This is a genomic window from Quyinboa ferrireducens (assembly GCF_042436675.1).
In the GTDB taxonomy this organism is placed as follows: domain Bacteria; phylum Bacteroidota; class Bacteroidia; order Bacteroidales; family UBA5342; genus JBHJHP01.
The window spans coordinates 36,525-63,446 of record NZ_JBHMVA010000020.1; the positions used below are offsets into that span (position 1 = coordinate 36,525).

The 26,922-nt window shown below is 38.6% G+C and carries 22 protein-coding genes; 14 read left to right on the forward strand and 8 right to left on the reverse strand.

Annotation, left to right across the window (positions count from 1 at the left end; genetic code table 11):
* Nucleotides 1–19: 19 nt before the first annotated feature.
* Nucleotides 20–2,293: a trypsin-like peptidase domain-containing protein gene (locus tag ACE01N_RS19100; RefSeq protein WP_380592417.1), complete on the reverse strand. Its 2,274-nt coding sequence runs from the start codon at nt 2,291–2,293 to the stop codon at nt 20–22.
* A 55-nt stretch (nt 2,294–2,348) separates the two neighbouring features.
* On the reverse strand, nt 2,349–3,575 hold the full coding sequence (locus ACE01N_RS19105) for a cation:proton antiporter domain-containing protein (RefSeq protein ID WP_380592419.1): 1,227 nt from the start codon (nt 3,573–3,575) through the stop codon (nt 2,349–2,351).
* Nucleotides 3,576–4,074: 499 nt separating this feature from the next.
* On the opposite strand from ACE01N_RS19105, the gene ilvD reads away from it, so the two are divergent.
* From ilvD to yedF, 9 genes are all read left to right on the forward strand, one after another.
* Nucleotides 4,075–5,904: a dihydroxy-acid dehydratase gene (ilvD, locus tag ACE01N_RS19110; RefSeq protein ID WP_380592421.1), complete on the forward strand. Its 1,830-nt coding sequence runs from the start codon at nt 4,075–4,077 to the stop codon at nt 5,902–5,904.
* A gap of 11 nt (nt 5,905–5,915) precedes the next feature.
* Nucleotides 5,916–7,622: a biosynthetic-type acetolactate synthase large subunit gene (gene ilvB, locus ACE01N_RS19115; protein ID WP_380592423.1), complete on the forward strand. Its 1,707-nt coding sequence runs from the start codon at nt 5,916–5,918 to the stop codon at nt 7,620–7,622.
* Between the two features lie 27 nt (nt 7,623–7,649).
* Entirely contained in the window at nt 7,650–8,195 is a 546-nt protein-coding gene (gene ilvN / locus ACE01N_RS19120; RefSeq protein WP_380592426.1) for an acetolactate synthase small subunit, read from the forward strand.
* A 293-nt stretch (nt 8,196–8,488) separates the two neighbouring features.
* Nucleotides 8,489–9,964 (forward strand): ketol-acid reductoisomerase, encoded by a 1,476-nt coding sequence (ilvC, locus tag ACE01N_RS19125; RefSeq protein ID WP_380592428.1) that lies wholly within the window; start codon nt 8,489–8,491, stop codon nt 9,962–9,964.
* Nucleotides 9,965–10,169: 205 nt separating this feature from the next.
* Nucleotides 10,170–10,970, forward strand: a complete 801-nt coding sequence (locus ACE01N_RS19130; protein ID WP_380592430.1) for a hypothetical protein — start codon at nt 10,170–10,172, stop codon at nt 10,968–10,970.
* A gap of 123 nt (nt 10,971–11,093) precedes the next feature.
* A complete protein-coding gene (locus ACE01N_RS19135; RefSeq protein WP_380592432.1) occupies nt 11,094–11,861 on the forward strand; it encodes a DUF2971 domain-containing protein in 768 nt (255 codons plus the stop codon).
* Between the two features lie 166 nt (nt 11,862–12,027).
* The gene (locus ACE01N_RS19140) at nt 12,028–12,465 is read left to right on the forward strand and encodes an antitoxin Xre/MbcA/ParS toxin-binding domain-containing protein (RefSeq protein ID WP_380592434.1); all 438 of its coding nucleotides are present in this window, start codon (nt 12,028–12,030) and stop codon (nt 12,463–12,465) included.
* A gap of 2 nt (nt 12,466–12,467) precedes the next feature.
* Nucleotides 12,468–12,920: an RES family NAD+ phosphorylase gene (locus tag ACE01N_RS19145; protein ID WP_380592436.1), complete on the forward strand. Its 453-nt coding sequence runs from the start codon at nt 12,468–12,470 to the stop codon at nt 12,918–12,920.
* Between the two features lie 30 nt (nt 12,921–12,950).
* The gene (gene yedF, locus ACE01N_RS19150) at nt 12,951–13,340 is read left to right on the forward strand and encodes a sulfurtransferase-like selenium metabolism protein YedF (RefSeq protein ID WP_380592468.1); all 390 of its coding nucleotides are present in this window, start codon (nt 12,951–12,953) and stop codon (nt 13,338–13,340) included.
* Between the two features lie 67 nt (nt 13,341–13,407).
* Here the strand turns inward: yedF and sucD are convergent, their stop codons facing one another.
* Together sucD and ACE01N_RS19160 are read right to left on the reverse strand one after the other, a co-directional pair.
* Entirely contained in the window at nt 13,408–14,283 is an 876-nt protein-coding gene (gene sucD / locus ACE01N_RS19155; RefSeq protein WP_380592438.1) for a succinate--CoA ligase subunit alpha, read from the reverse strand.
* 100 nt (nt 14,284–14,383) lie between these two features.
* Nucleotides 14,384–18,760 carry a translocation/assembly module TamB domain-containing protein gene (locus ACE01N_RS19160; protein WP_380592440.1) on the reverse strand — a complete coding sequence of 1,459 codons (4,377 nt, stop codon included), beginning with the start codon at nt 18,758–18,760 and terminating at the stop codon, nt 14,384–14,386.
* 130 nt (nt 18,761–18,890) lie between these two features.
* Between ACE01N_RS19160 and tsaD the strand changes: the two genes are divergently transcribed.
* Both tsaD and ACE01N_RS19170 read left to right on the forward strand, forming a co-directional pair.
* On the forward strand, nt 18,891–19,913 hold the full coding sequence (gene tsaD, locus ACE01N_RS19165; RefSeq protein WP_380592442.1) for a tRNA (adenosine(37)-N6)-threonylcarbamoyltransferase complex transferase subunit TsaD: 1,023 nt from the start codon (nt 18,891–18,893) through the stop codon (nt 19,911–19,913).
* Nucleotides 19,913–20,536, forward strand: coding sequence for an archaeosortase/exosortase family protein (locus ACE01N_RS19170; RefSeq protein ID WP_380592444.1), 624 nt, complete (start codon nt 19,913–19,915; stop codon nt 20,534–20,536). Before tsaD ends, ACE01N_RS19170 begins: the two co-directional genes overlap by 1 nt.
* 21 nt (nt 20,537–20,557) lie before the next feature.
* Here the strand turns inward: ACE01N_RS19170 and upp are convergent, their stop codons facing one another.
* The 3 genes from upp to tdh form a co-directional block, all read right to left on the reverse strand.
* Nucleotides 20,558–21,211 carry a uracil phosphoribosyltransferase gene (gene upp / locus ACE01N_RS19175; RefSeq protein WP_380592446.1) on the reverse strand — a complete coding sequence of 218 codons (654 nt, stop codon included), beginning with the start codon at nt 21,209–21,211 and terminating at the stop codon, nt 20,558–20,560.
* 125 nt (nt 21,212–21,336) lie between these two features.
* On the reverse strand, nt 21,337–22,527 hold the full coding sequence (gene kbl, locus ACE01N_RS19180; RefSeq protein ID WP_380592448.1) for a glycine C-acetyltransferase: 1,191 nt from the start codon (nt 22,525–22,527) through the stop codon (nt 21,337–21,339).
* Nucleotides 22,528–22,541: 14 nt separating this feature from the next.
* Nucleotides 22,542–23,573, reverse strand: coding sequence for an L-threonine 3-dehydrogenase (tdh, locus tag ACE01N_RS19185; RefSeq protein WP_438826954.1), 1,032 nt, complete (start codon nt 23,571–23,573; stop codon nt 22,542–22,544).
* Nucleotides 23,574–23,890: 317 nt separating this feature from the next.
* Here tdh and ACE01N_RS19190 point away from each other — a divergent pair, with 317 nt between their 5' ends.
* From ACE01N_RS19190 to ACE01N_RS19200, 3 genes are all read left to right on the forward strand, one after another.
* A complete protein-coding gene (locus ACE01N_RS19190; RefSeq protein WP_380592450.1) occupies nt 23,891–24,562 on the forward strand; it encodes a tetratricopeptide repeat protein in 672 nt (223 codons plus the stop codon).
* A gap of 354 nt (nt 24,563–24,916) precedes the next feature.
* Nucleotides 24,917–25,147, forward strand: coding sequence for a hypothetical protein (locus ACE01N_RS19195; protein ID WP_380592452.1), 231 nt, complete (start codon nt 24,917–24,919; stop codon nt 25,145–25,147).
* On the forward strand, nt 25,137–25,487 hold the full coding sequence (locus tag ACE01N_RS19200) for a type II toxin-antitoxin system PemK/MazF family toxin (RefSeq protein WP_380592454.1): 351 nt from the start codon (nt 25,137–25,139) through the stop codon (nt 25,485–25,487). The genes ACE01N_RS19195 and ACE01N_RS19200 overlap by 11 nt, the downstream gene beginning before the upstream one ends.
* A gap of 21 nt (nt 25,488–25,508) precedes the next feature.
* Here the strand turns inward: ACE01N_RS19200 and ACE01N_RS19205 are convergent, their stop codons facing one another.
* Nucleotides 25,509–26,885 (reverse strand): lactate utilization protein B, encoded by a 1,377-nt coding sequence (locus ACE01N_RS19205; RefSeq protein ID WP_380592456.1) that lies wholly within the window; start codon nt 26,883–26,885, stop codon nt 25,509–25,511.
* Between the last annotated feature and the right edge of the window lie 37 nt (nt 26,886–26,922).

Genomic DNA, 26,922 nt, shown 5'->3' on the forward strand with positions numbered 1-26,922 from the left:
TGAATCTTGAATCTTGTATCTAAAAATTTGAGATATTAACAACGCGGTAAACTTCAGTTTTACTCTGATAAATAATTCTTAGTATATAAATCCCACTTGCCTTGGTTGCAAAGGTTTCGTCATATGAAGCAGAACCGGAAGGCATATTCTTTTCGTCGATCTTTGCACCGTTTAGCGTATATACAGAAAGCACAGCGTCTTCCGCCAGAGGGTCCGTAAAATGCAGTGTAAAATAATCACCTATAGCCGGCGAGGGTTCAATAAACTTTACAATTTTTTTGTTATTTGTTGGAATAAAGGTATCGCTCGGATTTTTATAAATCTTAACCACGGCATCCATATACAGGCTGCTGTTTACAGGTGATTCGGAATAATTTGGGAACGTATTCCATGCATCATTCTGATAAAACCATGCAGTATTTTCACCACTCCCGCCACGATCAACAACCTGGTATAGTGCAAATGTATCAACCGGACCATTTGACACTATTTCATACCCCACATAAAAATCGTTACCGGTTTCAATATCCTCATCAATTTCTACAAAGTTTTCTGTATCGTTGTAATATGCTTTTGTGTAATATCCTCCCGTGCTACCAAATTTGCTAACTGTTCCGTCAATCTTCTGTGTTCTGAGCCATTCTTTAATGTAAACCTGTTTACTCCACAATTCATTTCCGGGTTGTGCACCACCCTCCCATACTTTGAAGTTAATACTGGATGCCGATGATGCAGACCCCAGCTGAGGCACAAAATAAAGTCCCAAAACCTTTCCGTCGTAGTCTTCTTTCAACTGGTAGTGTTCTGCATATTTTGTAATGCCTGCTTTATTGAATCCGCCAAGGTATCCATCTGAGCCCAGACTGACAACGGTAATATCTTCACCCTTTTTCACATTACTTATGCGCTCTACCGTATCAAGTTCCTCAGGAATATAACCATCCAGTTTCAGTGCACCGGAATTTAAAGGATCGAGCCAGTATTTCAAGGTTTTCGTTTGATCCGAATGTGAAGTCCATACTTTATTCAAACAAAAAAAGAAATCGTTGATCATGTTGCTGCAACTTGCCTGACCAGCACTTAATGCCCCAATAATATATCCATCCTTACTAAACAATGGACAACCAGATGATCCACCTTCAGTCACTCCTGATTCCCAATCCTTAATCCACCAGTGGGAATATGTTTTGTAATAATACTTGTCTACAATAAGTGACGTAATCTCCACGGCATCTTCGTCGCGCGATATTTTTTTCACATCTCCGTTAGGATGGTGTATTGCAACAACATCATTCGCTGTAGTTACTGAAGCGTCCCATCCACTGTAATACGCCCTGTATGCGGCCGGAGGAATCACACTCATTTCAACCAGTGCATAATCAGAATTTTTAAACTCTTCCTGCTCAGAATATGCCCTCATATATCCGCCTGCAACGGTTTGCTCACGGCTTCCTTCAATCGTGTTGTAGCAATTTGGCACCTGGTAATTAAAGATAAAAATGGTACCGTATGCATTAAAACTATGATCTGTATAACAGTGTGCAGCAGTAAGAACGTATGGTGTTCCGTCTTCTGCTGTATTATTAATTAATGATCCGGAACACAACTCATTACCGTCAATAATCATTTTAACAACACTCTGTGACTGTTGGTCCCATCCATCTTCACAACTCAGATTTACCTCGCAGGCCTGGCTGCTGCCAAAATTACCAATGGGAATATCCTTTAAGATATTATTTATTCCCATAAAATCGTGATTAATCGTACCGATCTCCAGTTCGCCACCGTAAGCCACGTTAGCTGGCTCAATGTATTCTACAATGAGTTTATCTCCATCCAATGGCATCACCGGTAAAATTCCACTTGTTTTATTGTTGGCAGACGTAAAACTTCCCAAAATCTGGGTCATTTCAGGATTATAAATAAACAATTGAGCACCAGATGGAATATGATATTTACTGAATATGATATTTAGCGATTTGGCACCCTCTGAAGAAACAAGCAAGCGCCATACTTTAGAACCATTACTCAAAGTGCTCCACACTCCCGAGTTATCCGGTGTAAGATCTACAGGAAAACTTTCAGCAAACTTCAAGGTCTTTAAGTGGATTTTATCAGCATCAAAACTTTGCGATTTTAAAGCACTTCTGATTTCGGGCATTTTTACCTCATCGAATGATAAACTCTTCATTCCCATTGCAGAAATCCCTACCGGCTTTCCGCCATGACTGATTTGTGCCGTACTGCAAAGCGCAACAAGAGAGAATAGTATCACCAAGGGAAAGGTCCTCATCCAAATTATTTTGTACAAATATAGAAAATTTTATTTCTCTGTTTTTTATTCATAATCAGTGCTCAGACTCTGTTGATGCAGGCAACTCAGCCCCTTTATCCTTTTTATCTCCTCTTACTAACGAAAAAGCCATGATAATATTGGAGAACAGTATTATAAATAAAAGTATGCCAGCTTCAAAATCCGGCAGTTTCAATTCTTTCGGAATGGCAAAAAACAGAAGTACTGAAATCAGGCCCCGTGGAGCAAGAAACACTTGTGGATACATATCATTTCTATCAACAAAATAAAATTGTATCCATCTTGATCCGTATATTACAACCAAACTAATAAGGCTTAGTACGATAACCTGGGAATGAAATAAACTGGTGACAGCCAGCGACGCACCAAATATGACAAAGAAAAATGTTCTGACCACAAAAGCAGTTTCTGCCGTCAGAAATTTAAAATCATTTAATATGATAGAGCATCGTTCCGGGTTATAATGTTTTTTAAAGAACCTGCGAAAAAATATCTGTGGATTCGCAAGCGCCAGTCCAAACATAAGAATGATCAGTAACGATGAAATATGGAACATTTTCCCCACCGAATACAGCAAAAGCAAAATAGCAATCAACAGGGTTAACTTTATATTCTTCTTAATTTTTTGTAATCCTATTAATAATGCATATGCTACTACCACTGATATAATAATGGTAACAAGAATATTTCCAGTAACTTCTATTCCAATCATGGCTGAATTGGTCTCACCGATATTCTCAATCAGCAGATAAAATGCCATAATACCGAGAATATCTGAAAAGGTGCTTTCGTAAATCAGAAACTCTTTTTTGTCCTCTGCCAGATGGGCCACGCTGGGCAATACAATGGCGCTGCTTATAATTGAAAACGGCATAGCATACACCAGGGATATTATATATTCAATATGTGGAATAAATGCCTGCACGATAAATGCAATCAAAAACGTATTGACCACAAAAGATATAAACGCTACCGTAAAAGACGTTATAATCATCTTTGTCTTTTTACGCGTAAGTTTTAAATCAATTGATGCCTCAAGAACAATCAGAATCAACCCGACAATTCCCAGAACCTCCAGTACCGGCATCCAGTTAATTTTATTATAACCTGCCATATGTAAGCCTTCACGCAAAAGCATGCCCAATATAATCAACATTAAAACACTGGGAATACGTGTTTTAGATGATAGCAGGTTAAAAAAATAGGAGATCACCAGTATAATGGATGCCCCTATGATCAGCGTATATGAATTAAATTCCATTTCAAATATTTACGACAAATGTATTCAAACAGTTTAAATTATTTAACATTGGTTGAATATTTCCCGAAATTCTCAATCTTTTTATTCAACTACTTAAACAAGAAAATTCTTAAAATGTTAATATTTGTTCAATAATAACTGAATAAGATTCCAATTTAAAGACATTGATTTCGAAAAACCAATATCCCAAATTCTACGAAATCTTAGGAATTATAACATTTCACCCCTGTTTTTATTCTAAATTGAATTTTTCAGGGCATTTTTACTAATATTTTTTTGCAGGTATCAATATAAGGTGTACATTTGTCAATCAAAATTTGAAATTGATGATATCAAAATTACATACAGTTCTTAGCCTCGTCGTGGTGGTCATTCTAATTGGATACAGAATGAAATGAGAACGGTACGTAATTAAACAAGGATATTCTAAGGCCTTTCTCACTTCAAACAGAGAAAGGCTTTTTTAATGTTAAGGGAGATACAGAAAAGATTGATGAATATGAAGACACCACTTAGAAGTGACACCGTCACACAGGGTAGAAAAATGGCAGGAGCCAGAAGTTTATGGAGAGCAAACGGAATGAAGGAAGAGCAGATCGGCAAGCCGATTATTGCCATCGTAAATTCCTTTACACAGATGGTTCCTGGTCACGTTCACCTTCAGCATATAGGACAGCACATTAAAGGTTTAATTGAAGAAAAAGGTTGTTTTGCAGCCGAATTCAATACGATTGCTATCGACGACGGTATTGCCATGGGACATGGAGGGATGTTATACTCCTTACCATCGCGCGATCTGATTGCAGACAGTGTGGAGTATATGTGTAACGCACACAAGGTGGATGCTATGGTCTGCATCAGCAACTGTGACAAAATTACTCCGGGAATGCTGATTGCTGCCATGAGGCTTAATATTCCAACGGTATTTGTATCAGGAGGACCCATGGAAGCCGGTAATGCACTTGGAAAACAGTGGGACCTTGTTGATGCAATCGTGATGGGAGCCGATGACAGTATAGATGATGAAACCGTAAGGGCAGTAGAACAGAATGCCTGCCCAACCTGCGGATCATGCTCCGGTATGTTTACGGCCAACTCCATGAACTGCCTGAACGAAGCTATCGGTCTGGCACTGCCCGGAAACGGAACCATTGTGGCAACGCATAAAAACAGAACAAGATTGTTTGAAAAAGCAGCCGATATTATCGTTGAAAATGTATGGAAATACTACCGAGACGGTGATGAATCGGTTCTGCCCCGCTCCATTGCAACCAGAGATGCATTTATGAACGCTATGACCCTGGATATTGCCATGGGTGGTTCAACCAATACGGTACTGCACATTCTCGCTATTGCCCATGAAGCCGGTGTAAATTTCACCATGAAAGACATTGATGAACTGTCGCGCAAAATTCCGGTTCTGAGTAAAGTGGCTCCCAACTCAAATTATCATATTGAAGATGTAAACCGTGCCGGTGGTATTATCGGGATACTCGGCGAACTGGAACGAGGCGGCTTACTGGAAACAGGCGTTTCAAGAGCTGACGGTTTATCATTGAAACAAGCCATTAATCAGTGGGACATCATGCGCGATACCGCCAGCGAAGAAGCCAAACAGGTATTCCTTAGTGCTCCGGCTGGTGTCCGCAGCAAGGAAATGGGTTCACAGGAAAAATATTACCGTCAGCACGACAGCAACCGTGAACGCGGATGTATCAGGGATATTGAACATGCCTACTCCAAAGAGGGTGGATTAGTTGTGCTTTTCGGAAACATTGCACAGGATGGATGTGTTTTGAAGACAGCCGGTATCGATGAGGATTTGTTTGATTTTTCAGGAACAGCTAAGGTTTATACCTCTCAGGATGCTGCTGTGGATGGTATTTTAGGCGGAGAGGTCAAAGCCGGCGATGTGGTAGTGATCACCTACGAAGGTCCGAAAGGAGGTCCGGGAATGCAGGAAATGCTCTATCCTACGTCCTATATTAAATCACGCCATCTGGGCAAAGAATGTGCCCTGATTACAGATGGACGATTCTCAGGAGGAACATCCGGTCTGTCTATCGGACATATTTCACCTGAAGCAGGCGCAGGAGGCAATATTGGTCTTGTTAAAGATGGCGACATCATCGAGATTAGTGTTTCAAAACGTTTGCTACAGGTAAAACTCAGCGATGTGGAATTAGCAGAGAGAAGAAAAGAAGAAGAAAAATATGGCAAGGATGCATTCACTGCCCGCAACAGGGATCGTGAAGTATCCAATGCATTAAAAGCATATTCAAAATTTGTTACAAGTGCCGACAAAGGCGCAGTTAGAATCATAGAATAAACGCAATAGATATGGCAACAGAAAGAATTTCAGGCTCAGAAGCAGTTATTCGCTCTTTGATTGAAGAAAAGGTAGAGTTGATCTTCGGTTATCCGGGTGGTGCAATTATGCCCATTTACGATGCCCTTTACGACTACAGAGACAAAGTAAAACACGTTTTAACCAGACATGAGCAGGGTGCTATTCACGCTGCACAGGGTTATGCCAGGGTCACCGGAAATGTCGGTGTATGTTTTGCCACATCAGGTCCGGGTGCCACAAACCTCGTTACAGGACTTGCTGATGCAAACATCGATTCAACTCCGCTCGTCTGCATTACCGGTCAGGTTGCATCACCACTTTTAGGTACTGATGCATTCCAGGAGTCTGACGTTGTGGGTATTTCTATGCCGGTCACAAAATGGAATTACCAGATCACTAAAACTGAAGAAATTCCAGAGGTTTTGGCCAAGGCATTTTATATTGCCAGAACAGGACGTCCGGGGCCGGTTTTAGTTGATATTACCAAAGATGCACAGTTTAAAGAACTAGACTTCTCATATACTAAAACCAAAAAAATCAGAAGCTACATTCCTGAATATGAAATTGATCCGACCAAAATTGACGAAGCAGCCGAGCTAATTAATAAAGCACGTAAACCACTTCTGCTTTTTGGACAGGGAGTTATTTTATCGCACGGAGAACGTGAGCTTAAGGAATTTATTGAAAAAACAGGAATTCCTTCTGCATGGACGTTACTGGGAACCAGTGCACTACCTACTGATCATCCGTTGAATGTTGGTATGCTGGGAATGCATGGCAACTACGGTCCAAACATTAAAACCAACGAGTGCGATGTATTGATTGCGGTGGGAATGCGTTTCGATGACCGCGTTACCGGCGATGTAAGCCGTTATGCCAAACAGGCCAAGGTGATACACATCGAAATTGATCCGGCAGAGATTGACAAAAACGTAAAAACCGAGGTGGCAATTCTGGGTGATGCCAAAAAGGCACTCCGTTTCCTTACGTATGCGGTTAAGCCAAACCATCATGATGCATGGTTACAGGAATTTAAAGATTGTTACGATATCGAACTCAAAAAAGTCATTGAGAATGATATCCATCCTAAAAAACCAGGATTAACCATGGGAGAGGTTGCCCGTATTCTTGCTGAAAAAACCGATAACAACTCTGTTTTGGTTACAGATGTTGGTCAGCACCAGATGATTGCCAGCCGCTATTTTAAATATACCAAATCAAGAAGTGCCGTAACATCAGGTGGTCTAGGAACCATGGGATTCGGACTTCCGGCTGCCATTGGCGCAAAATTCGGTACTCCCGACCGCGAAGTTTTTGCCGTTTGCGGTGATGGCGGATTCCAGATGACCATGCAGGAAATGGGAACCATAGCACAGGAAAAACTTCCTGTAAAAGTTGTGATCCTGAACAATAACTTTTTAGGAATGGTACGCCAGTGGCAACAGCTGTTTTTCGAAAAACGCTACTCATTTACGAACCTCAACAACCCTGATTTCATTAAACTGGGCGACGGATTTGGAGTTCCTTCAGTAAGGGTAACCGAACGCAACAATCTTGAGGAAGAGATTCAGAAAATGATAGATCACAAAGGGCCTTACCTGCTTGAGGTTATGATTGAAAAAGAAGACAATGTATTCCCGATGGTTCCAACCGGAGCATCTGTATCAGAGATCCTTCTTGAAGTGCCAAAAAAATAAGCAGTAACAACACAAAAAAAGAAAATCATGAAACAGGAGTATATCATATCTGCTTTTACTGAAAATAATATTGGTTTGCTAAACCGGATCACCATTATTTTTACGCGCAGAAAAATCAATATCGAGAGCCTTACCGTTTCGGAATCTGCCATAAAAGGCATCAGTAAGTTTACCATTGTAATTGAAGTAACCGAAGATACCGTTAAAAAAGTGGTAACACAAATTGAAAAACAGGTTGAGGTTCTGAAAGCATTTTATCATACCAACGAAGAGATGATCTTCCAGGAAGTGGCCTTGTATAAAGTTTCAACTGAAGAGTTGATGAAAACAGATCTTATTGAAGGTTTGATCCGGAAATATAATGCCCGCATTCTTGAGGTAACTCACGATTTTACGGTTATTGAAAAGACAGGCCACAAATCAGAGACACAGGAATTTTTCGACCAGCTGAACCAGTTTGGTGTAATGCAGTTTATTCGCTCCGGACGAATTGCTATTACACGTTCTTCTATCGAAAGACTTTCAGAGTTTCTCAGAGAAAGGGATGCAATTTTAGATAAACTGTCAAATTAGTATCAAGATACAAGAATCAAGACACAAGACTTGATCTTAACATGTAAAAGTCACATGTTCTCCTTTAGGTTGCTAAGTAGTCCCGAAACAATGCTGGAACATATCGAAGCAAAAAGGAGGTGTTCCTGACGCTTCGGTCAGGAATAGAGGATTTAATCAAATTAAGAATTCCTGATACGTGATACATGATACTTGATTCTAACATGACAAAGCTCATATTTTGGGTAAAATTGACTATCTTTGCAGCCGTCTAAAAAATTTGATTTTAAACAGGATATAATAAATAAATAAACATGGCAAATTATTTTAGCTCACTTCCTTTTCGTCTGAAAGTACAGGAGTTAGGCAAATGCGACTTTATGGACAGCGCCGAATTCGACGGAGGTGTGGATTATTTAAAAGGAAAAAAAATCGTTATCGTTGGTTGTGGTGCACAAGGTTTAAACCAGGGACTTAATTTACGCGACAGTGGTCTGGACGTAAGTTATGCACTGCGCCAGTCAGCAATTGATGAAAAACGTGCATCCTATCAAAATGCTACTGAAAATAATTTCAAAGTTGGCACATATGAGGAACTGATCCCCACAGCTGATTTAGTGATCAACTTAACTCCGGACAAACAACATACCAATGTAATTGAAGCTGTTGTTCCGTTAATGAAGAAGAATTCATGCCTTTCTTATTCTCACGGTTTCAACATCGTGGAAGAAGGAATGAAGATCCGCGAAGACATTACAGTAATAATGGTCGCACCTAAATCTCCGGGATCCGAGGTTCGCAATGAATACCTCCGTGGCTTTGGTGTTCCTACATTAATTGCGGTTCACCGCGAAAACGACCCGAATGGCGACGGTATGGAAATTGCAAAAGCATATTGCGCCGGAACAGGTGGTCATAAAGCCGGTGTTCTGCACTCTTCTTTTGTTGCCGAAGTGAAATCAGACTTAATGGGTGAGCAAACCATTCTTTGTGGTCTGCTACAAACCGGATCCATTCTGATGTTCGACAAAATGGTTGAAAAAGGCATTGACAAAGGATATGCTTCTAAACTAATCCAGTATGGATGGGAAGTTACAACTGAAGCGTTGAAATTCGGTGGGATCACCAACATGATGGATCGTCTGTCAAATCCAGCCAAGGTTGAGGCTTTCAAACTGGCTGAAGAAATGAAAGAGATTATGCGTCCGCTGTTTATCAAACATATGGATGACATTCTGGACAGTACCTTCTCTACCACCATGATGGAAGACTGGGCCAACGGCGATAAAAACCTGCTGACCTGGAGAGCTGCAACAGCCGAGACCGAATTTGAGAAAACTCCGGCCTCTGATGTTACGATCCCGGAACAGGAATATTTTGATAATGGGACCTTAATGGTAGCCTTTGTAAAAGCAGGTGTGGAACTGGCATTCGAGTCTATGACCGAATCCGGCATCAAACCTGAATCTGCTTATTACGAATCGCTGCACGAAACGCCTCTTATTGCTAACACCATCGCCCGCAAGAAACTGTACGAGATGAACCGTATTATTTCTGATACAGCAGAATACGGTTGTTACCTGTTCGATCATGCCTGCCGTCCGCTTCTGGCCGATTTCATGTCGTCTATTGACACGAATGTTATCGGAAAGAACTTTAACGATGGTAAAGATGCACATGTGGATAATAAGGAACTGATCGAAATTAACGATGAGATCCGTTACCACGAAGTTGAAATTGTAGGTGCCGAACTGCGTGAAGCCATGGCAGCCATGAAGAAAATCGTTTAACAGATTATTCATATTTACAATAACAAAGAACCCGCTTAAAGCGGGTTTTTTTGTCTATAACGCTAGAATAGCGAGGGTTTCGTTCCAAACTAAGCCCTCGCTTTGTGTTTTTAAAGTTTTATCCATGAAATATTTAATGTAATTTTAGATTCTCAAAGTTGAAATGCCCCTGTTCCCAAAGGAACCTTCTGTAAAAAGCTACTTGATGAATCAAAACGATTATATACGAGGTCATTATAGCTACATTTTTTTCGGTATAATTACTATTAATAAATTTCAAAATGAACTTATGATAAAATTAGCAGACATTTATACGTTAAAAAACGAAACAAAAAGAGTTGAGTTCTTTTTATACGGTATTTATGATTTATTAAAAGAAAAATTAGGATTTAGATACACCAAAATAAATGGGAAGGGATATTATTTAAAGGAAAACGATGGAATTTATGAAATTTCATATTTTCATCATTTAGGACATGACTTTCAAAAATACATAGAACAAGAGTTTGACAAACTTGAAATCTCAAATGAAATTGATTATCATAGTTTTATGGATGAATATTTTAAACAGAGACCTATCAGAAACGGAAACTATGCGAGAGAGTATCTCGGAGAAGATTTTCAATTATCCCCCAAAAATCTTCATTTAGTTATGTTAAAAATTGATTCCAAATACCGAAATAATTTCAACTATGAAGAAATGCTAAGTTTTTTGAAAAATGAAAATTTTATTGAATCAAAAGACAAAGCAGCTAATTTTAAAAAGGACACTACGTTATTTTATAAAAAGGTAGCAGAAAATAAGCATCTTATTTTTCATGTAGTCTTTATTGACAAAAAATCAAGCCTCGTTATTTTTGACTTCTCCAAAATAAAAGCAAAAACAGAAAAAGATTTTTTATCACGAAAGACCAAACTAAAAGAAACAATTAAGCCTGACTTTAATTTGTCAGTACACCGGCAACTTTACGAAAAAGAAAAAACATATACTAAAACACCGATATAGGACATGTGATTTTTATAACTTACAAATCGTCATTCAGTTTGTCGTAGTTTTCGGTTTTACGGTTAACCACACTGTGAAATACTTCAAAAATATTAACCGGTTCTGGAATCAAAAAAGTATTAAATGGAAAACAGAATTATTTACAAATACCTTTCGTTAAGAGATGCTTTAAAAGTAATTCTACATAAGACCTTAAAATTTTCACAACCTGATGATTTTAATGATCCTTTTGACTCTTATGAAGAACTTTTAAAGTTTGATATTACAAACAAATTCATCGAAAGTCATAAGAAAATGGGAATATTACATTTAGATGAAGCTGATGAAAAACTTTCAAAAAAGGGACTAATTAATAGCTTAAAGACAAACGTTTATACATTTGAGAATGAAGATACAAAAGCCGTTTTTGAAGAAGCAAAAAAACATCTTTGGATTTCATGCTTTAGTAAAACTTACAAGGAAATATTAATGTGGTCTCATTATGGCAACTATCACAAAGGAGTTTGTATTGGATTTAACTATGATGGGTTAAGCAAAACCTTTGACTTTATACCATCTGAAGTAAGATATAAAAAGCATTTCAAAAAAATAAATTATTGTACAAACGAGAGAAAAGCTTTGGAATATTTAATCAATGTAAAATCTAACAAGTGGAAATATGAAAAGGAAATCCGTTTAAGAACATACCCAGAAAGGGCGCCAGGTTTAAATTCAAAAGGAATTGTTTCAATCCATCCAAATAGTATCTCAAAGATCATAATTGGGTGTAATTGTCCAATTAATTCAGCTAATATTAAAAACAGACTTTTAAAGCTGAATTTCAAAAATGTTGAATTAATTCAATTGTCAAAATCAAAGAATTCATTTGAATTAGATGAAATCAAATTATAATAATTAACTAAGTAGTTTTCAAATTTCATATTGGTTTCTATCTGAATATTGACCCTACTTAACGACTTTTTCTATTGTCATTACTTAAACAATTTAGTTTTGAATAAAAGGTAAATATTCCTTTAATAAGTGGCAAAATTTCCCTAATTTTGACAAAACAAAAATTATGAGCCACGCAATGCAGGAACATATCAGCGAGATTCAGAATATACAAATTCCGGACAGGTTATCCAATACAGACGTTATTACGTGGCTTGATACCAAAGACATTGACTGGAAGTATATGCTTCTTTTTAAACAAAATACTGCACTAAAGGATGAGGTTATTTCTGACTGGCTGAATATTAGTGTCAAAACACTGAGAAATTACCGAAAGCCGGCTAATAAAATAAAAGATAATGTAAAAGAACAGTTGTTACTTCTGCTCTCACTGTTTGCGCATGGGAAAGAAATTTTTGGCACTAATGACGATTTTAATGCCTGGCTCAATCAGGAAAATTTTTATTTCGATGGCAAAGCTCCGGTGTCCTATTTAAATACAATTGCAGGAATAAGGTTTGTCGAGAGCAGACTAATAGCTATGGAATACGGTGATAACGTCTGAGTATGGAAGTTTTTAGAATATCAAAAACAGATTACGCTGACAAACTCACCTCATCCGGTAGTGCCAACCGCTGGAATTACCATGGGCAACATGTTATTTATACAGGGTCTTCAAGATCATTATCAACACTGGAATTAATTGTTCACCGGGGAACTATAATACCAAAGATTGAATATAAAGTTATGGTTATTTCTATAGCAGATGATGACAAGCTGGTACGGCAAATTCTGGTTAAAGACTTAGCAAAAGACTGGCGAAAAATGTCTGCTTATGCTGTACTTCAAAAAACAGGTTCTGAATGGTACGAGAATCAGGAAACGCTGGTTCTTAAAGTTCCATCGGCAGTTATTCCCAAAGAGTACAACTACATTATAAACACTGAGCATCCTGATTTTTTGAAATATGTGCAATTAATTCGTACTGAAGAATATTTCTGGGATACAAGATTATTTTAAATCCATAACTTCTTTAAAAGTTATAAGAATATTGAAAATAAAAAACAGTCCTTTCTTGTTAAATTCACATACATGAAAAACTTTAAAAATACATTGATTCAGATATCACACGATGGTATGGGATCAGGAGATGAAGCCTTGGGTTTGCAACTTATTACTAACTATTTTAAGTTGATGAATGAAGAAGATGAATTGCCCCGTTTTATTGTGTTTTACAATAGCGGCGTAAAATTAATTTGTAAAAGTTCTCCGGTTATAGACGTTGCCAAAGCATTGGAGCAAAAAGGTGTAAAGCTGATGGCCTGTAAAACCTGTCTGAAGCATTATGACTTAATGGACAAAATTGAAGTTGGCATTGCAGGAACGATGATGGATATTATTGAGCTGCAAAAAATAGCTGATAAGGTTATTACGCTGTAAAATCCTTATAAAACAAAGCGAGGGCTTCGTTTTGAATGAAACCCTCGCTTGTTATATCGGAATAATACTAATTTTTTCCTAATGCTTTCAGCATGGTACGGCCAATGTCAGATGGTGATTTTACCACATGAATGCCACAATCTGCCATAATTTTCATTTTGGCTTCTGCCGTATCGGCTTTACCACCCACAATGGCACCCGCATGTCCCATACGTTTTCCTTTTGGAGCAGTCTGACCTGCAATAAATCCAACAACCGGTTTGGTTCCGTTTTCCTTAATCCATTCGGCAGCCTCAACCTCCATGCTACCACCTATTTCACCAATAAGTATAATACCCTCCGTTTCCGGATCATTCATAAACATTTCAACGATATCTTTTGTGGAAGATCCTATAATAGGGTCACCACCTATACCGATACACGATGACTGGCCTAAACCAACCTGCCCTGTCTGATAAACGGCTTCATATGTTAATGTGCCAGAACGTGACACGATACCAATTTTACCCGGTGTATGAATAAAGCCAGGCATAATACCAACTTTACCGGCTCCCGGTGTAATAATTCCCGGACAATTCGGACCAACCAGACGGGCTTGACTTTCTTTCAGATATTCCTGAACCTTAACCATATCCTGAGTCGGAATGCCTTCCGTAATGGCTACAATTGTTTTAATTCCGGCCTCAGCAGCTTCCATAATGGCATCGGCAGCAAATGGCGGCGGAACAAAAATTACGGAAACATCGGCTCCTGTTGCTTTTACTGCTTCAGAAACTGTATTAAAAACAGGCAGGTCCATATGCAATGTGCCTCCTTTACCAGGAGTTACACCACCTACCACATTTGTGCCGTATTCAATCATTTGACCGGCATGAAAGGATCCCTCTTTTCCTGTGAATCCCTGAACAAGTACTTTTGATTCTTTAGTGAGAAGTATTGCCATCTTTTTTTTGAACTAAGGTTAAGTATTGTGTTTACGTTACAGAACAAGATGCCTTTGCAAAATGTTTAAAACGGCTGTAAAAATATTGTGTAACAAGGCATTATTTACGGCTGGTATCTTCATTTGTATTGGCGTTATTTTCTTCTTTCTTCTTCAGAAGGCTCTTGTAATGCTGAACCAATTCACCAAAGCTATTGAATTCTTCCTTATAAACAAAACCAAATCCCTGTGTTGTTGGAGAGTTTTCGTAAATGATGTTATCATTGGTATGGGAATACGCTTTAAGTTTAAAATTACCTTTAGGGTTCAGGCGGTAATCCACATCAAAATCTCCCACAAAATTCGATGCAGATGTCTGTGTTTCCCGGTAACCAAAGTTTCCGTTAATCGACAATTTATCGTTAAACATTTTAGTACTGAACATCATCTCTACCTCCTGCTTTGTTAACGATGCAGCATCGGCAGGCCTGTAATTAACTCCCAGGTCAAAATCGTCGCTAAGCTGTGACAGCATGTTACTTAACTGATTCGATGCAAACTCACTGGCTGTAACTACCGCAGCCTGGTTGGAAGCACCATAGTTGGGATTTCCTTCAATTGAATAGAAACGGTTAAACATTAAAAGATAAATCACCTGCCGCTGGACTTCATTCTCATTACTCAGAACATTTGCAACACTTTGCTGCGTCACCTGATCTGCCGTTGGAAGAACCACATCAAACTTAATCGTCGGGTTCATAAGATTATCGGTCAGCATCATATGACAGTTTACCGGAACCCGTAAGCTTCTGTTAACATCATCCACCGCTCCGTTCTGTAATAAATCATACAGGGAAGCTTTTGTTCTGTAATAGGCATCGAGGTTCAATGTCGCATTATACGGATCACCACTCCATTTGATTACACCCCCCGGTTCAATGTCAAATCGTTTATTAATGACATTCTGAGCCGTAAACAGGTATTCACCGCTGGTCACTGTATAGTCTCCGTACATTTTAAAGTCGGACTTGGTATCGTAACTAAAGTCCAACGTTCCACTCCCCTGTCCTTTTATTATATCTCCGATCCTGGAATCAAAGATAAGTTCCACCTTTGCATCCGGCGTTGCTTCCACTTCCATATTGAAAGAGAATCCTGACAAATCCAGATTCTCCTCTTCTTTTTCAACCTGTTGAGAACTCTCTTTTTGAGAAACGAACCGTACAAATCCGCTTTCTGCTGCCACTTCTGTCGATGTCAATGGCAAAAAGATTTCTGAATTGCTTTCCGTCCTTGCATTGATATCCATATGCACTTTCGATCCCTCGCCATAAATTGCCATAACGCCTGTTCCGTAAACAGTTCCATAATAAATATCATTATCCTTGGACGTTGTATTTAATGCGAGCATATTGTTAAAGTCAAGGAACATATCGAACGACATATCCTTAAAGGTTTTGTGCTTAAGTTCACCATTGAACGTTCCACTATGACCATAAACATCATAAACTTTTATGTTCCTGAACTCAATAGCATCCTCCACAAAATGAACGGAATCCGACAGAAAATACCGCGTATTAAGGTAACCAACGTCAAATGATCCGTTCTCAAGGAATACATCCCCTACCAGTTTCAGGTGTTTAACATTTCCTTCCAAAGCTATTTTTCCTGAACCCAACCCCTGCATATTTTGCATGATGGTTTCCAGGTATGGTTGTATGTATTTAACAGGCAGGTTTTCCATATCTCCTGCTAAATAAAGTGAGTCATCTGCAGGAAAATAAGCCCCGTTAATATCCAACTGCTGATCTTTACTTATAACATTTTCACCGTAAATATTCATTTTCCGGTTTACCTCATCCCAGTCGCTTTTTACGTCCATATCGCCGGCATAAATATTATTCAGTACAAAATCTGTTATCCTGAAATCCGAATTTATTACCGGGGTTCCGAAACCAGCATTGATATATGACTGACCCGTTATCCTTCCCTGTAACAACAGATTCTCAGCATTTAAAAACTGTGAAAAATATTCCAGTTCAAAACCTTCCACATCAAGGCTAAAAGTATCGGATTTAAGTTTTGAGAGTTTTCCGTTGGCTGCCAGGAACCTGTCGTTGTTATTGATAAAAACCGAGGCAAAATCAACACCTGTAGTATCAATAATTACTGTAGCGGGCGAAATCGTCCAAAGTGAATCACTGATTGTCATGTGCGATGGCCGGATATTAAACGTTGACTGTAAAAGATCATCATCCACGCGCTTTAACATAAACCCGGTATTCAAATTTCCTTCATAAACCGTACTGCTGTTATTTTTCCAAACTACGGAATTCTCAATGCTGTCACCCTTCGACATCATCGTATACCGTATGTTTTCCAGAAATTTATTATTCATGTCCAGTTTATCCATGGAAAGCACCGCTTCTATATCCTGATTGTTGTTTTGTTTGAGGTCGAAATTCAAAGTATCAATGCTGAATTTTTTAAACCGTGCCTTATCAAATGAAAGGGACAAATTCAAATTATTATCAACATCATTTATACGACCATTCAGATTTCCTGAAGAAGAGATAGAAAAAGGCAGTTCAAAAACATTAGCAATATTTTCAATACTTGAAACCGTAAATGAAAAATCAAATTGGTTCTCTGTGACTTGCTTTTTATCACTTATGGTAGAAGCCAATGTTGGCAGAAATGGGTGAACGATTTCAGCAAACGAATTTTTAAGCTCACCAAATTTATATTGTCCGGAAATCTGTCCGTTTAACCAGTCTGAATTGATTTGAATTGATGAGTGGTCAAATTCCCTGTTAAAAAAGACTGTCGCATTCGAAGTAGTAATATCGCCATTTTTGTTGGAGTATTTCAGATCATACAATCCAATATAGCCTTCCAGATTTTCCAGTGCGTCACCTTTAAGTTTTGTTTTTAGCTGCGTATTTAAGATGCCGTTTTTAAATTTTTGGGACAATTTAAGCTGATAAGGAGCGATTTTACGAATATCGGCTTCAAAGTCAAAGATAGGCATGACGTCTGAGAAATCTATCCTACCTGTAAAAAGCATGGATATATTCGGATCGTTAATGTTTACTCCTCCGTTAAAATGCTTGTTCCCGAATACACCGCGCAGGAAGATATTTGTATAGGTATACCCATGAAACTCCAGTGAAGAAATCTCGCCGTTAATAAACATCGACATATAATCGTCATAAGGATCATCAGCTTCAAGTTCCACATTCATGCTTGCAAAACCAAGCTCATCCTCTTTATCAAGAAGTTTTCCTACATTAAATCCTTCGGTATTTACATTACCGGTTATCTCAATTTTTTCCTGCTTCACATTATCCTTTAAAGCTACATCGGCATGAATAGAGCCCAACTCAGAATTCAGTTCCCCAAATGCGACAAAGTCTCCGGGAAAACCGGTTAGTGAACCTGTATAAAGTAGCCGCCCGAATTTTATCAACTCATTCTTAAACGGCATCTCCCTTTTCAAATGCTTCTCCAGTTCCGGGATAACATTTTTGGGAGAAATAAACATGCGGTTAAAATCGGCAAAGATGAATGAATTGTGAAAATCAGGAAGACCTGTTATACTAATATTGAAAAGCAAGTCAAAGGCTCCACCGGCTGACAATAGCAGGTCATTCCCCCTGATGTCACCCAACGAACCGTTTATCTTTCCACTGAAATTTATCTTTTCAGAAATGTCCGGATACTTTTTTATAAACCGTCGCATATCAGATGAGGCAATTCTCAGTTCGTTCACATCAAAGGTAACAGCCGTTTTAGGATCAATAATATGATGCAGAACGCTATCTCCTTTTATCTCAGCGGTCACAACATCCGCTTTCGAATGATCAGTCTGCAATTTTAGATCGGAAAGACTGAGTTTATTGGGGGTTAATATAAATTTTGTACTAAAATCGTTTAGCACCACACCAGCTGTATCAATAAATTCGAGATCTTTCACCAAAAGGTTTATAGAGTCTTTAGAGACATTCAGAAGGTCAACACGCAATTTTGTATCCCTGATCCTGTAATCCTGCTGCCCGTAAAATGCCAGATCACCGTTTTCAACATCAAGGGTTTTCAACCTAAAATCCCATTTCTCTTTCGGCAAAGTATCCTGTGTAAAAAGAGAGTCAATCAAAAACGAAAAATTAAAATCATCTTTCGTAAACTGTTTAACCCTGCATGTTGTTTGATATAATTTAAGTGAAGAAATATGAACCTTTTTATCAAAAACGTTCAACGAATCGAAATTAGCCTGCAACAGATGGGCATAAAACAACGTATCTTTTTTCTGATCGGCAACAAAGACATCTTCAAGCGAGAGGTCGTGGAAGAAGCTGAATTTAACCTTTCCAACGGTAATTTCACTTCCTGTCTGTTCCGAGATATCGTCCAAAATCCTGTGTACCAGCATAGTTTGCACACCATGTTGCTTAATCATAAAATACGCTGTCAGGGGAATACCAATCAGCAGAACCATGACTATAACCGCTATTTTCCAGAGATTTTTAATACCTTTGAAGCCATTTTTTGTTCGAATACAAAAATATAAAAAATAAGTGCACAATTAAGGTAACAAAAAGCGTGCATTTCTTTAAATAACGTAAAAAATGAGTACAATTATATTAGGCATTGAATCTTCATGCGATGACACATCAGCGGCGGTTATCAGGGACGGTGTTATCCTTTCGAATGAAATCGCCAATCAGAAGGTACACGAACAATATGGAGGTGTGGTTCCTGAACTTGCCAGCAGAGCACATCAACAGAACATAATTCCGGTGGTTGACAGCGCCATAAAAAAAGCTGACATTCATAAAGAAGATATCACGGCTATTGCCTTTACGCGTGGTCCCGGCCTTTTAGGTTCATTACTCGTAGGCACATCTTTTGCCAAAGGGTTTGCCCGCAGCCTGAACGTTCCCATGATGGAAATCAACCATCTTCAGGCACATGTGCTGGCTCACTTTATTAAGGAAGATGATAATGACGAGAACGCACCGAAATTCCCGTTTATCTGCCTTCTGGTATCCGGTGGTAATTCGCAGATCATCCTGGTTCATAACCACTACAAAATGGAAATCATTGGGCAAACCATTGATGATGCTGCCGGTGAAGCTTTCGACAAGTGCGCTAAAGTTATGGGCCTGCCCTATCCAGGTGGCCCGGTAATTGACAAACTTGCTAAAGAAGGTGATCCTGAAAAATTTGAATTCAACAAACCAAGAATAAAAGGATACGATTACAGTTTTAGCGGACTGAAAACTTCGTTCCTGTACTTTTTAAGGGATCAGATAAAAGAAGACCCGGATTTTATAGAGCATAATAAAGAAGATCTGTGTGCATCGCTTCAAAAAACCATCATTGATATTCTTTTGGCAAAACTTAAAAAAGCTGCTAAGGATTATAACGTTAAAGAGATTGCTGTAGCCGGAGGTGTTTCGGCTAATTCGGGTTTAAGAGCAGCTTTACAAACAACGGCAGATAAAGCCGGATGGAACCTGTTTATTCCAAAATTTGCTTATACAACAGATAATGCGGCCATGGTGGCCATAACAGGTTATTACAAATATCTGAACGGTGAATTCACATCGTACGATGTTGCCCCGTTTTCAAGGACAACGATTGATTAATGCGTGTAAAGCAACATATCGACAGGTTCAGAGCCCTGCTGAAACCTTACAGGGAAATCCTAAGGTTTATGTTGATTGTTATACTGGTTCATATTATATGGAAAGTATCATTTTTCGCATCCGATGACGACAGTTTTATAACGTTTCTTACACTGAATGTCTCCAAACCGTTTATTTATATTTCGAATCATTTCACATCCGTCACACAGTATATTATCAACAACATTTTAGGGATTGAAACCTTTAGGTATAACCAACAATTGTATTTTGATAATTCTCCCGGAATTTCGATTGTGTGGGCATGTTCAGGTGTAAAACAATACCTGATGATGTTTTTTGTGATCCTGTTTGCATCCGGAAGCTGGTTGAAGAAACTATGGTACATTCCTCTCTCTATTCTTGGAATGTATGTTCTTAATGTTTTCAGGCTGGTGATACTTACCCTCGTCACCCGTTTCCACATCGAGTGGTTCGACTTCACCCATAAAGTCATTTTCAGGGTTATCATTTATGGCGGGCTCTTCCTGTTTTGGTGGCTTTGGGTGGAAAGAATTACGAAAAATCCTCCGTCACGACTCAAAGTGACACCTCCTTTGAGAAAGGAGGACAATCCTGCTTCCTGACACTTGCGTCTTGAGTCTGATTTACAATTTTGTTCCGTAAGCCAGATCGCCGGCATCACCAAGTCCTGGAACGATATACGATTTATCATTCAGCTCCGGATCGATAGCCGCAATCCATAAATGCACATTATCAAACGGCAGGTGTTTCTGAATATAGTCCACCCCATCCTGACTTCCAATGATACATGCTAAATGCAGTATTTTGGGCTCGCCCTTTGTCTTTAATGCATTATAAGCCAGCTCGAGCGATGAACCGGTTGCCAGCATCGGGTCTGTAACAATCAGTGTCTTTCCGGTTATGTCGGGAGAAGAAATATATTCGATGGCAATTTCAAAACTCAGCTTATCCTTGTATTTGCGGTATGCAGATACGAAAGCATTTTCTGCATAATCAAAATAACTTAAAAAGCCCTGATGCAAAGGTAGTCCGGCACGCAAAATCGTTCCAATAACAATCTTATCCTGAACCATGGGGATTCGTGCCACACCTAACGGCGTATTCACGTCGTTTTCCTCAAAATCCATGGTTTTACTGATCTCAAAGGCCATTAGTTCACCTATTCTTTCAATATTTCGTCTGAACCTTAACGGATCTTTCTGAACTGACACATCCCTGATCTGGGCAATAAAATTATTTAAGATTGAATTTTCTTTTGATAAGTCGTGTAAATGCATTTCCTGTTGTTTAAAAACCTCCCAAAGATGGCAAAAAAATCAATGAGTTGAAAATAGTATTTTTAATATAGTCATCGGGTGAATATTCAGAATTTGCAGATAATCACCCGGTGCCTAAAAACATATTATGAAATTACACTCAATTGTTTGCCAATTTTCACGAAGGCCTTAATCGCCTTATCCAGATGCTCTTTTTCATGTGCTGCGGACAACTGCACGCGAATCCTCGCCTGACCTTTAGGAACTACAGGATAAGAAAAGCCTATCACATATATTCCTTCATCCAGTAATTTATCCGCAAACTCCGATGAAAGTTTGGCGTCGTACAACATAACCGCACAAATGGCTGAAGCAGTCGGTTTAATATCGAAACCTGCACCCTTCATTTTTTCCATGAAATACGTTGTATTGTCATGTAACTTATCCTGTAATGCATTGGTTTCCTCCATCATATCGAACATCTCAATTCCTGCTGCCACAACCATAGGTGGCAACGAATTAGAAAAAAGATAAGGTCTGGATTTCTGCCGTAGCATTTCAATAATTTCCTTTTTCCCGGTCGTAAAACCACCAATAGCACCGCCAAAAGCTTTGCCCAGTGTTCCGGTTATAATTTCAACTTTGCCCTTCAGGTTATACAATTCCGTTACACCTCGCCCTGTATCTCCAACAACACCTGCCGAATGCGATTCATCAACCATAACCATGGCATCGTATTTATTGGCCAGGTCTACAATTTTATCCAGCGGGCACACATTTCCGTCCATACTAAACACGCCATCAGTTACTACAATCCTGAATCTGTCAGCCTGAGCTTCTTTCAATTGTTTTTCCAGGTCAGTCATATCGGCATTACTGTAACGGTAACGGGCAGCTTTACAAAGCCGCACACCGTCGATTATTGATGCATGGTTCAAACTATCGGAAATAATAGCATCGTCCTCCGTCAACAACGGTTCAAATACCCCACCGTTAGCATCGAAACAAGCGGCATACAAAATTGTATCTTCCGTACCAAAGAACCGTGCTATTTTTTGCTCCAGTTCCTTATGCAGGTCGGTGGTTCCGCAGATAAACCGAACCGATGACATGCCATAACCATGCGAATCCAATGCCAACTTTGCGGCTTTAATTAACCTTTTATTATTTGACAAGCCAAGGTAGTTATTCGCACAAAAATTCAGAACTTCCTTCCCGTCCAAAGTTCGGATTACAGCACCCTGCGGCGAAGTAATTATACGTTCATTTTTAGATAAACCTGCTTCTGTAATTTCGTCTAACTGTTCCTGTAAATGTGTTTTGAAATCTTCGTACATAGCTTATAATTTTATTATTCCCAATCCAGAATTACTTTACCGCAGTTTCCCTCATCCATTATTTCAAAGGCTTTTTCAAATTCATCAGCTTTCAGGCGGTGAGTAATCATGGGTGAAATATCCAGACCTGACATCAGCATTTGTTCCATATGATACCACGTTTCAAACATTTCCCGGCCATAGATACCTTTAATGGTAATACCTTTGAATATAATTTTGTCCCAGTCAACATACGTGTGCGAGGGTGGAATCCCCAGCATTGATATCTTACCACTGTTGTACATATGTGCCACCATATCGTTAAAGGCTTCGGGTGATCCGGAACATTCCAGCCCGATATCAAATCCCCTGATCTGGAACTCTTTTACCACATCGTCGAGGCTTTCCTTCAGCGGATTTATCACTTTGTTAGCGCCCATCTGTTTGGCCAGCTCAATCCGGTAAGGATTGGTTTCCGTAGCAACCACGTAACGCGCACCGGCAAAACGTGCAATGGCAATACACATGCTACCGATCAAACCGGCACCGGTTACCAATACATCTTCACCAATAATCGGAAAACTCAGTGTTGTATGTGTGGCATTGCCCAGCGGGTCCATAATGCTCACAATTTCATCAGGAATCACTTTATTAATTTTCAGCACATTGGAGGACGGCACTACGACGTATTCTGCAAATGCACCATTGGTATTTACACCAATCCCAATGGTTTTCTCACAAATATGCTGACGTCCCCGCCGGCAGTTTCTGCAAATGCCACAGGCAATATGTCCTTCACCTGTTACTCTGTCTCCGATTCGCAAACCGGTTACTTCTGAACCCATGGCTGCCACAGTCCCTACATATTCATGACCAATGACCAATGGCGGCTTAATGGTTTTCTGTGCCCACTCATCCCAGCGGTAAATATGTAGATCTGTACCACAAACAGCAGTCTTTTTTATTTTTATCAATACATCGTTATGCCCGACTTCAGGAAGCGGAACATCTTCCATCCACAGTCCCCTTTCAGGTCTGGCTTTAACAATAGCCTTCATTTTTGCCATAAAAATCCAAGTTTTAAACCAAACTTAAATTTCTATGAATTCAAAAAAAGAAACAATGGGATTTGTCATGAATCAATTCACAAGATTCTCCTTTTTAAGGAAATCTCACAAGTTCATATAAAACTATGGACGACTTTCACAAAAAGATCAGTTATTAGCAAGGTAAATTCTTATATATAGACAAGAAAACCAGAACAGGAAAATTATATCCTTAAAAATAAGTAATACCTTTGAATTACCATATCTACTATGACAATGAATGTTTGTAATTTTCAATTGAAGAATAATATTAAATAATCTTTTATAATTAACTGACTATGAAAAATTTCATTTTTATTTCAGCCTGTTTGATCATAATTTCAACATGTAAAGGAAAAGAGAAAAATGAGACAAAAGATGTTAAAATCCTAAAAACAAACAAAGAATTAACATTTGATGTAGATACGAGCATTAGTGATGCTAATAAGCTTAATACTATAGCTGTAAAATTATTAAGAAAAAGTGAATCTAAGTTCATTGATAAGAACGAAAAGGACTCAACATTAAGACTATCTATATTTATTTTGAATAAGGCTATAAAGAATGATAGTAATTTTTATATTGCCTACATTAACAAGGCTAAAGCTTTAAGGAACATTGGAGCTATAAATGAATCCATACTTGTTTTAAAAAAGTTAATTAAACGGGAAAGCTATGCTCAAGGACTTTTATTTTTAGGACTTATTTATGAAAAAGCAGGAGATATGGATATGGCAAATGATTATTATACTAAAGCACTTGAGGCTTATGATATTAAATTTAAATCGTTTGAAGGTACCACAATGGATGAAATAAACAGAGAATATGTATTATTACTTTTGGAGGGAAAAGAAAAATCGCTTAAAAGAATTAATGAACAATTAAAAGAAAACCCTGACGATCAAGATCTTATTTTCAAAAAAAGTATTATTGACGGTTTCAACAGAGAGGAATTTATTGCCAATTTTTAATAATTATCAAACCCATACTCCTTATCTTTCATCCCAAAGGTACTTTTCATCTTGACAATCAAATTGGTTCTCGTTTTAGAGAAAAGTTTTATCGTGGGAGTTTTTCTTCGTTCGCCATAGTGTCTTTTAATACGGCGTGGCTTTATAAATGCTTTGATCAATTCAGGCAATACAAACTAGGTCATAAGCTATTAGTGATTTGGCATACAACAATAATACGGAAATACGGAACAAGTGATTTAAGAATATTTCCAGAATTCAATAAAAACCAATAAAACACTTTTCTTTTAATTATAAAATCAACTATTGACACTAACCATAATTTTATATACTTTTGGTATATAATATATATATATGAAAACAATATCTCTAAAAATAGATGATGCTATTTTTAAAGAAACCGAAATGGTTCTTTCAAAATTAAACAAGTCAAGAAACAGATATATTAACGATGCTCTGGAATACTACAACAGGGTTCAAAAGAAAGCAATTATAGAAAAAAAGCTCGAACAGGAATCTTACCTGGTTAAAAATGACTCCATGTCTGTTTTGAAAGATTTTGAAGATATTGATTATGTTGATTAAACAGTATGAAATCTGGATTGCAGATTTAAATCCCAGAATTGGAACAGAATCTGGAAAAACAAGACCTGTAATGGTCCTTCAAACCAACCTTCTTAATAAAATACCTCACCCATCCACTATAATTTGTCCTATAACAACAAAAGTGAAAAGTGAAGCAGAAATTTTGAGGGTACATGTTAGAAAAGGCCAGGCTAACTTAAATCAAAACTGTGATATTATGCTTGATCAAATCAGAGCAATTGACAATAAACGACTTATTAAAAGAATAGGGAACCTGCCCACTGATCTGATCAAAACCGTAAAAGAAAACATGATGATAGTTCTGGACCTGGATTTTTAATCCAGGTGAAAAGTATTTATGTTATTTATTCTTTTTCTTCCACTGTTTAGAAAATGATTGTTGTGCAAAATCAGGCATGTCACGTCGCGGCCCCCAAAGTGGCTGGCCGACCATGTTGCCTCCCATATTTTTTAACGAACCATGCAGCATGTCCATTTTTTTGCGGTCGTTTAACACCATTCTCAAACCGCTCATAGCTATTTTTTCGCCGATCTCCACATAACCTTTTTCAACTCCATCGCGACGGTTGGATAATAATAATTTGGGCAACGGAATTTTAACAGGACAAACCTCACCGCATTTTTCGCACAGGGAGCAGGCATGGCTTAAATGTCTGTCACCCTCAAAACCATTCAGGAAAGGTGAAATAATGGACCCGATAGGGCCGGTATAAGTTGTATCGTAGGTATAGCCACCTACCAGACGATAAACCGGACAGGCATTCAGACAGGCACCACATCGGATGCAGGCCAGCGCCTCCTTCTGCTCATCGGATTCAAAAATATTCGTTCTACCGTTATCCAGCAGAATTATCACCATACGTTTTGGTCCTACACCTTCATCAGATTTGGCAGGCCCCGAAAAGATAGAATTGTAAGCTGTAACCTTTTGGCCGGTTCCCTTATGAGCCAATAATGGCCACATGGTATTTAAATGTTCCAGCGAAGGAATCAGTTTTTCAATACCGACCAGAACAATGTGCGTCTGAGGCATGGATGCCGTTAAGAGAATGTTACCCTCGTTTTCTGTAAGGCAAACGCTTCCACTATCAGCAACTAAAAAGTTAGCACCTGTAATCCCGACATCGGCGTGAACGAATTTTTTCCTTAATACGCCTCGTACAAATCCCGTTAATTCTTCCGGAGTGGAATTTTCGTCTGTATTAAATTTTTCGTGGAATAAATCCGCCACATCTTCTTTGGACTTATGCATGGCGGGAGTCAGAATATGATATGGTTTTTCTCCTGCAACCTGAACAATGAACTCACCAAGATCTGTTTCAACAGCTTCATATCCCCAGGCTTCAACAGTTTCGTTAAAGTGCAGCTCCTCAGTTATCATCGATTTCCCTTTGACGATGAGTTTTGCGTCCTCCTCTTCCATCACCTGCTTAACGTGCTGCATTGCTTCATCCTTGTCAAGCGCCCATCGCACTTCTGCTCCGTTGGCAATGGCATTCTTTTCAAACTGAACAAGGTAATCAGCCCAGTTGTCCAGCATATGTCGTTTAATCCATGCCGCCCTGTTCCTTGCAAGTTCAAGATCAGCATAATTATCCAAACCTCGCTTTACAGCACCATCATACCTGTTGATATTAAACGACAACGTTTTACGATGTTTCGCATCAAAGCTTTTTGCTTCGGCATCTTTAAGGAACTGTTTATATCGTTTACTCATACATATAACCGTTGAAACAAAAGTAAGATTTTAAATA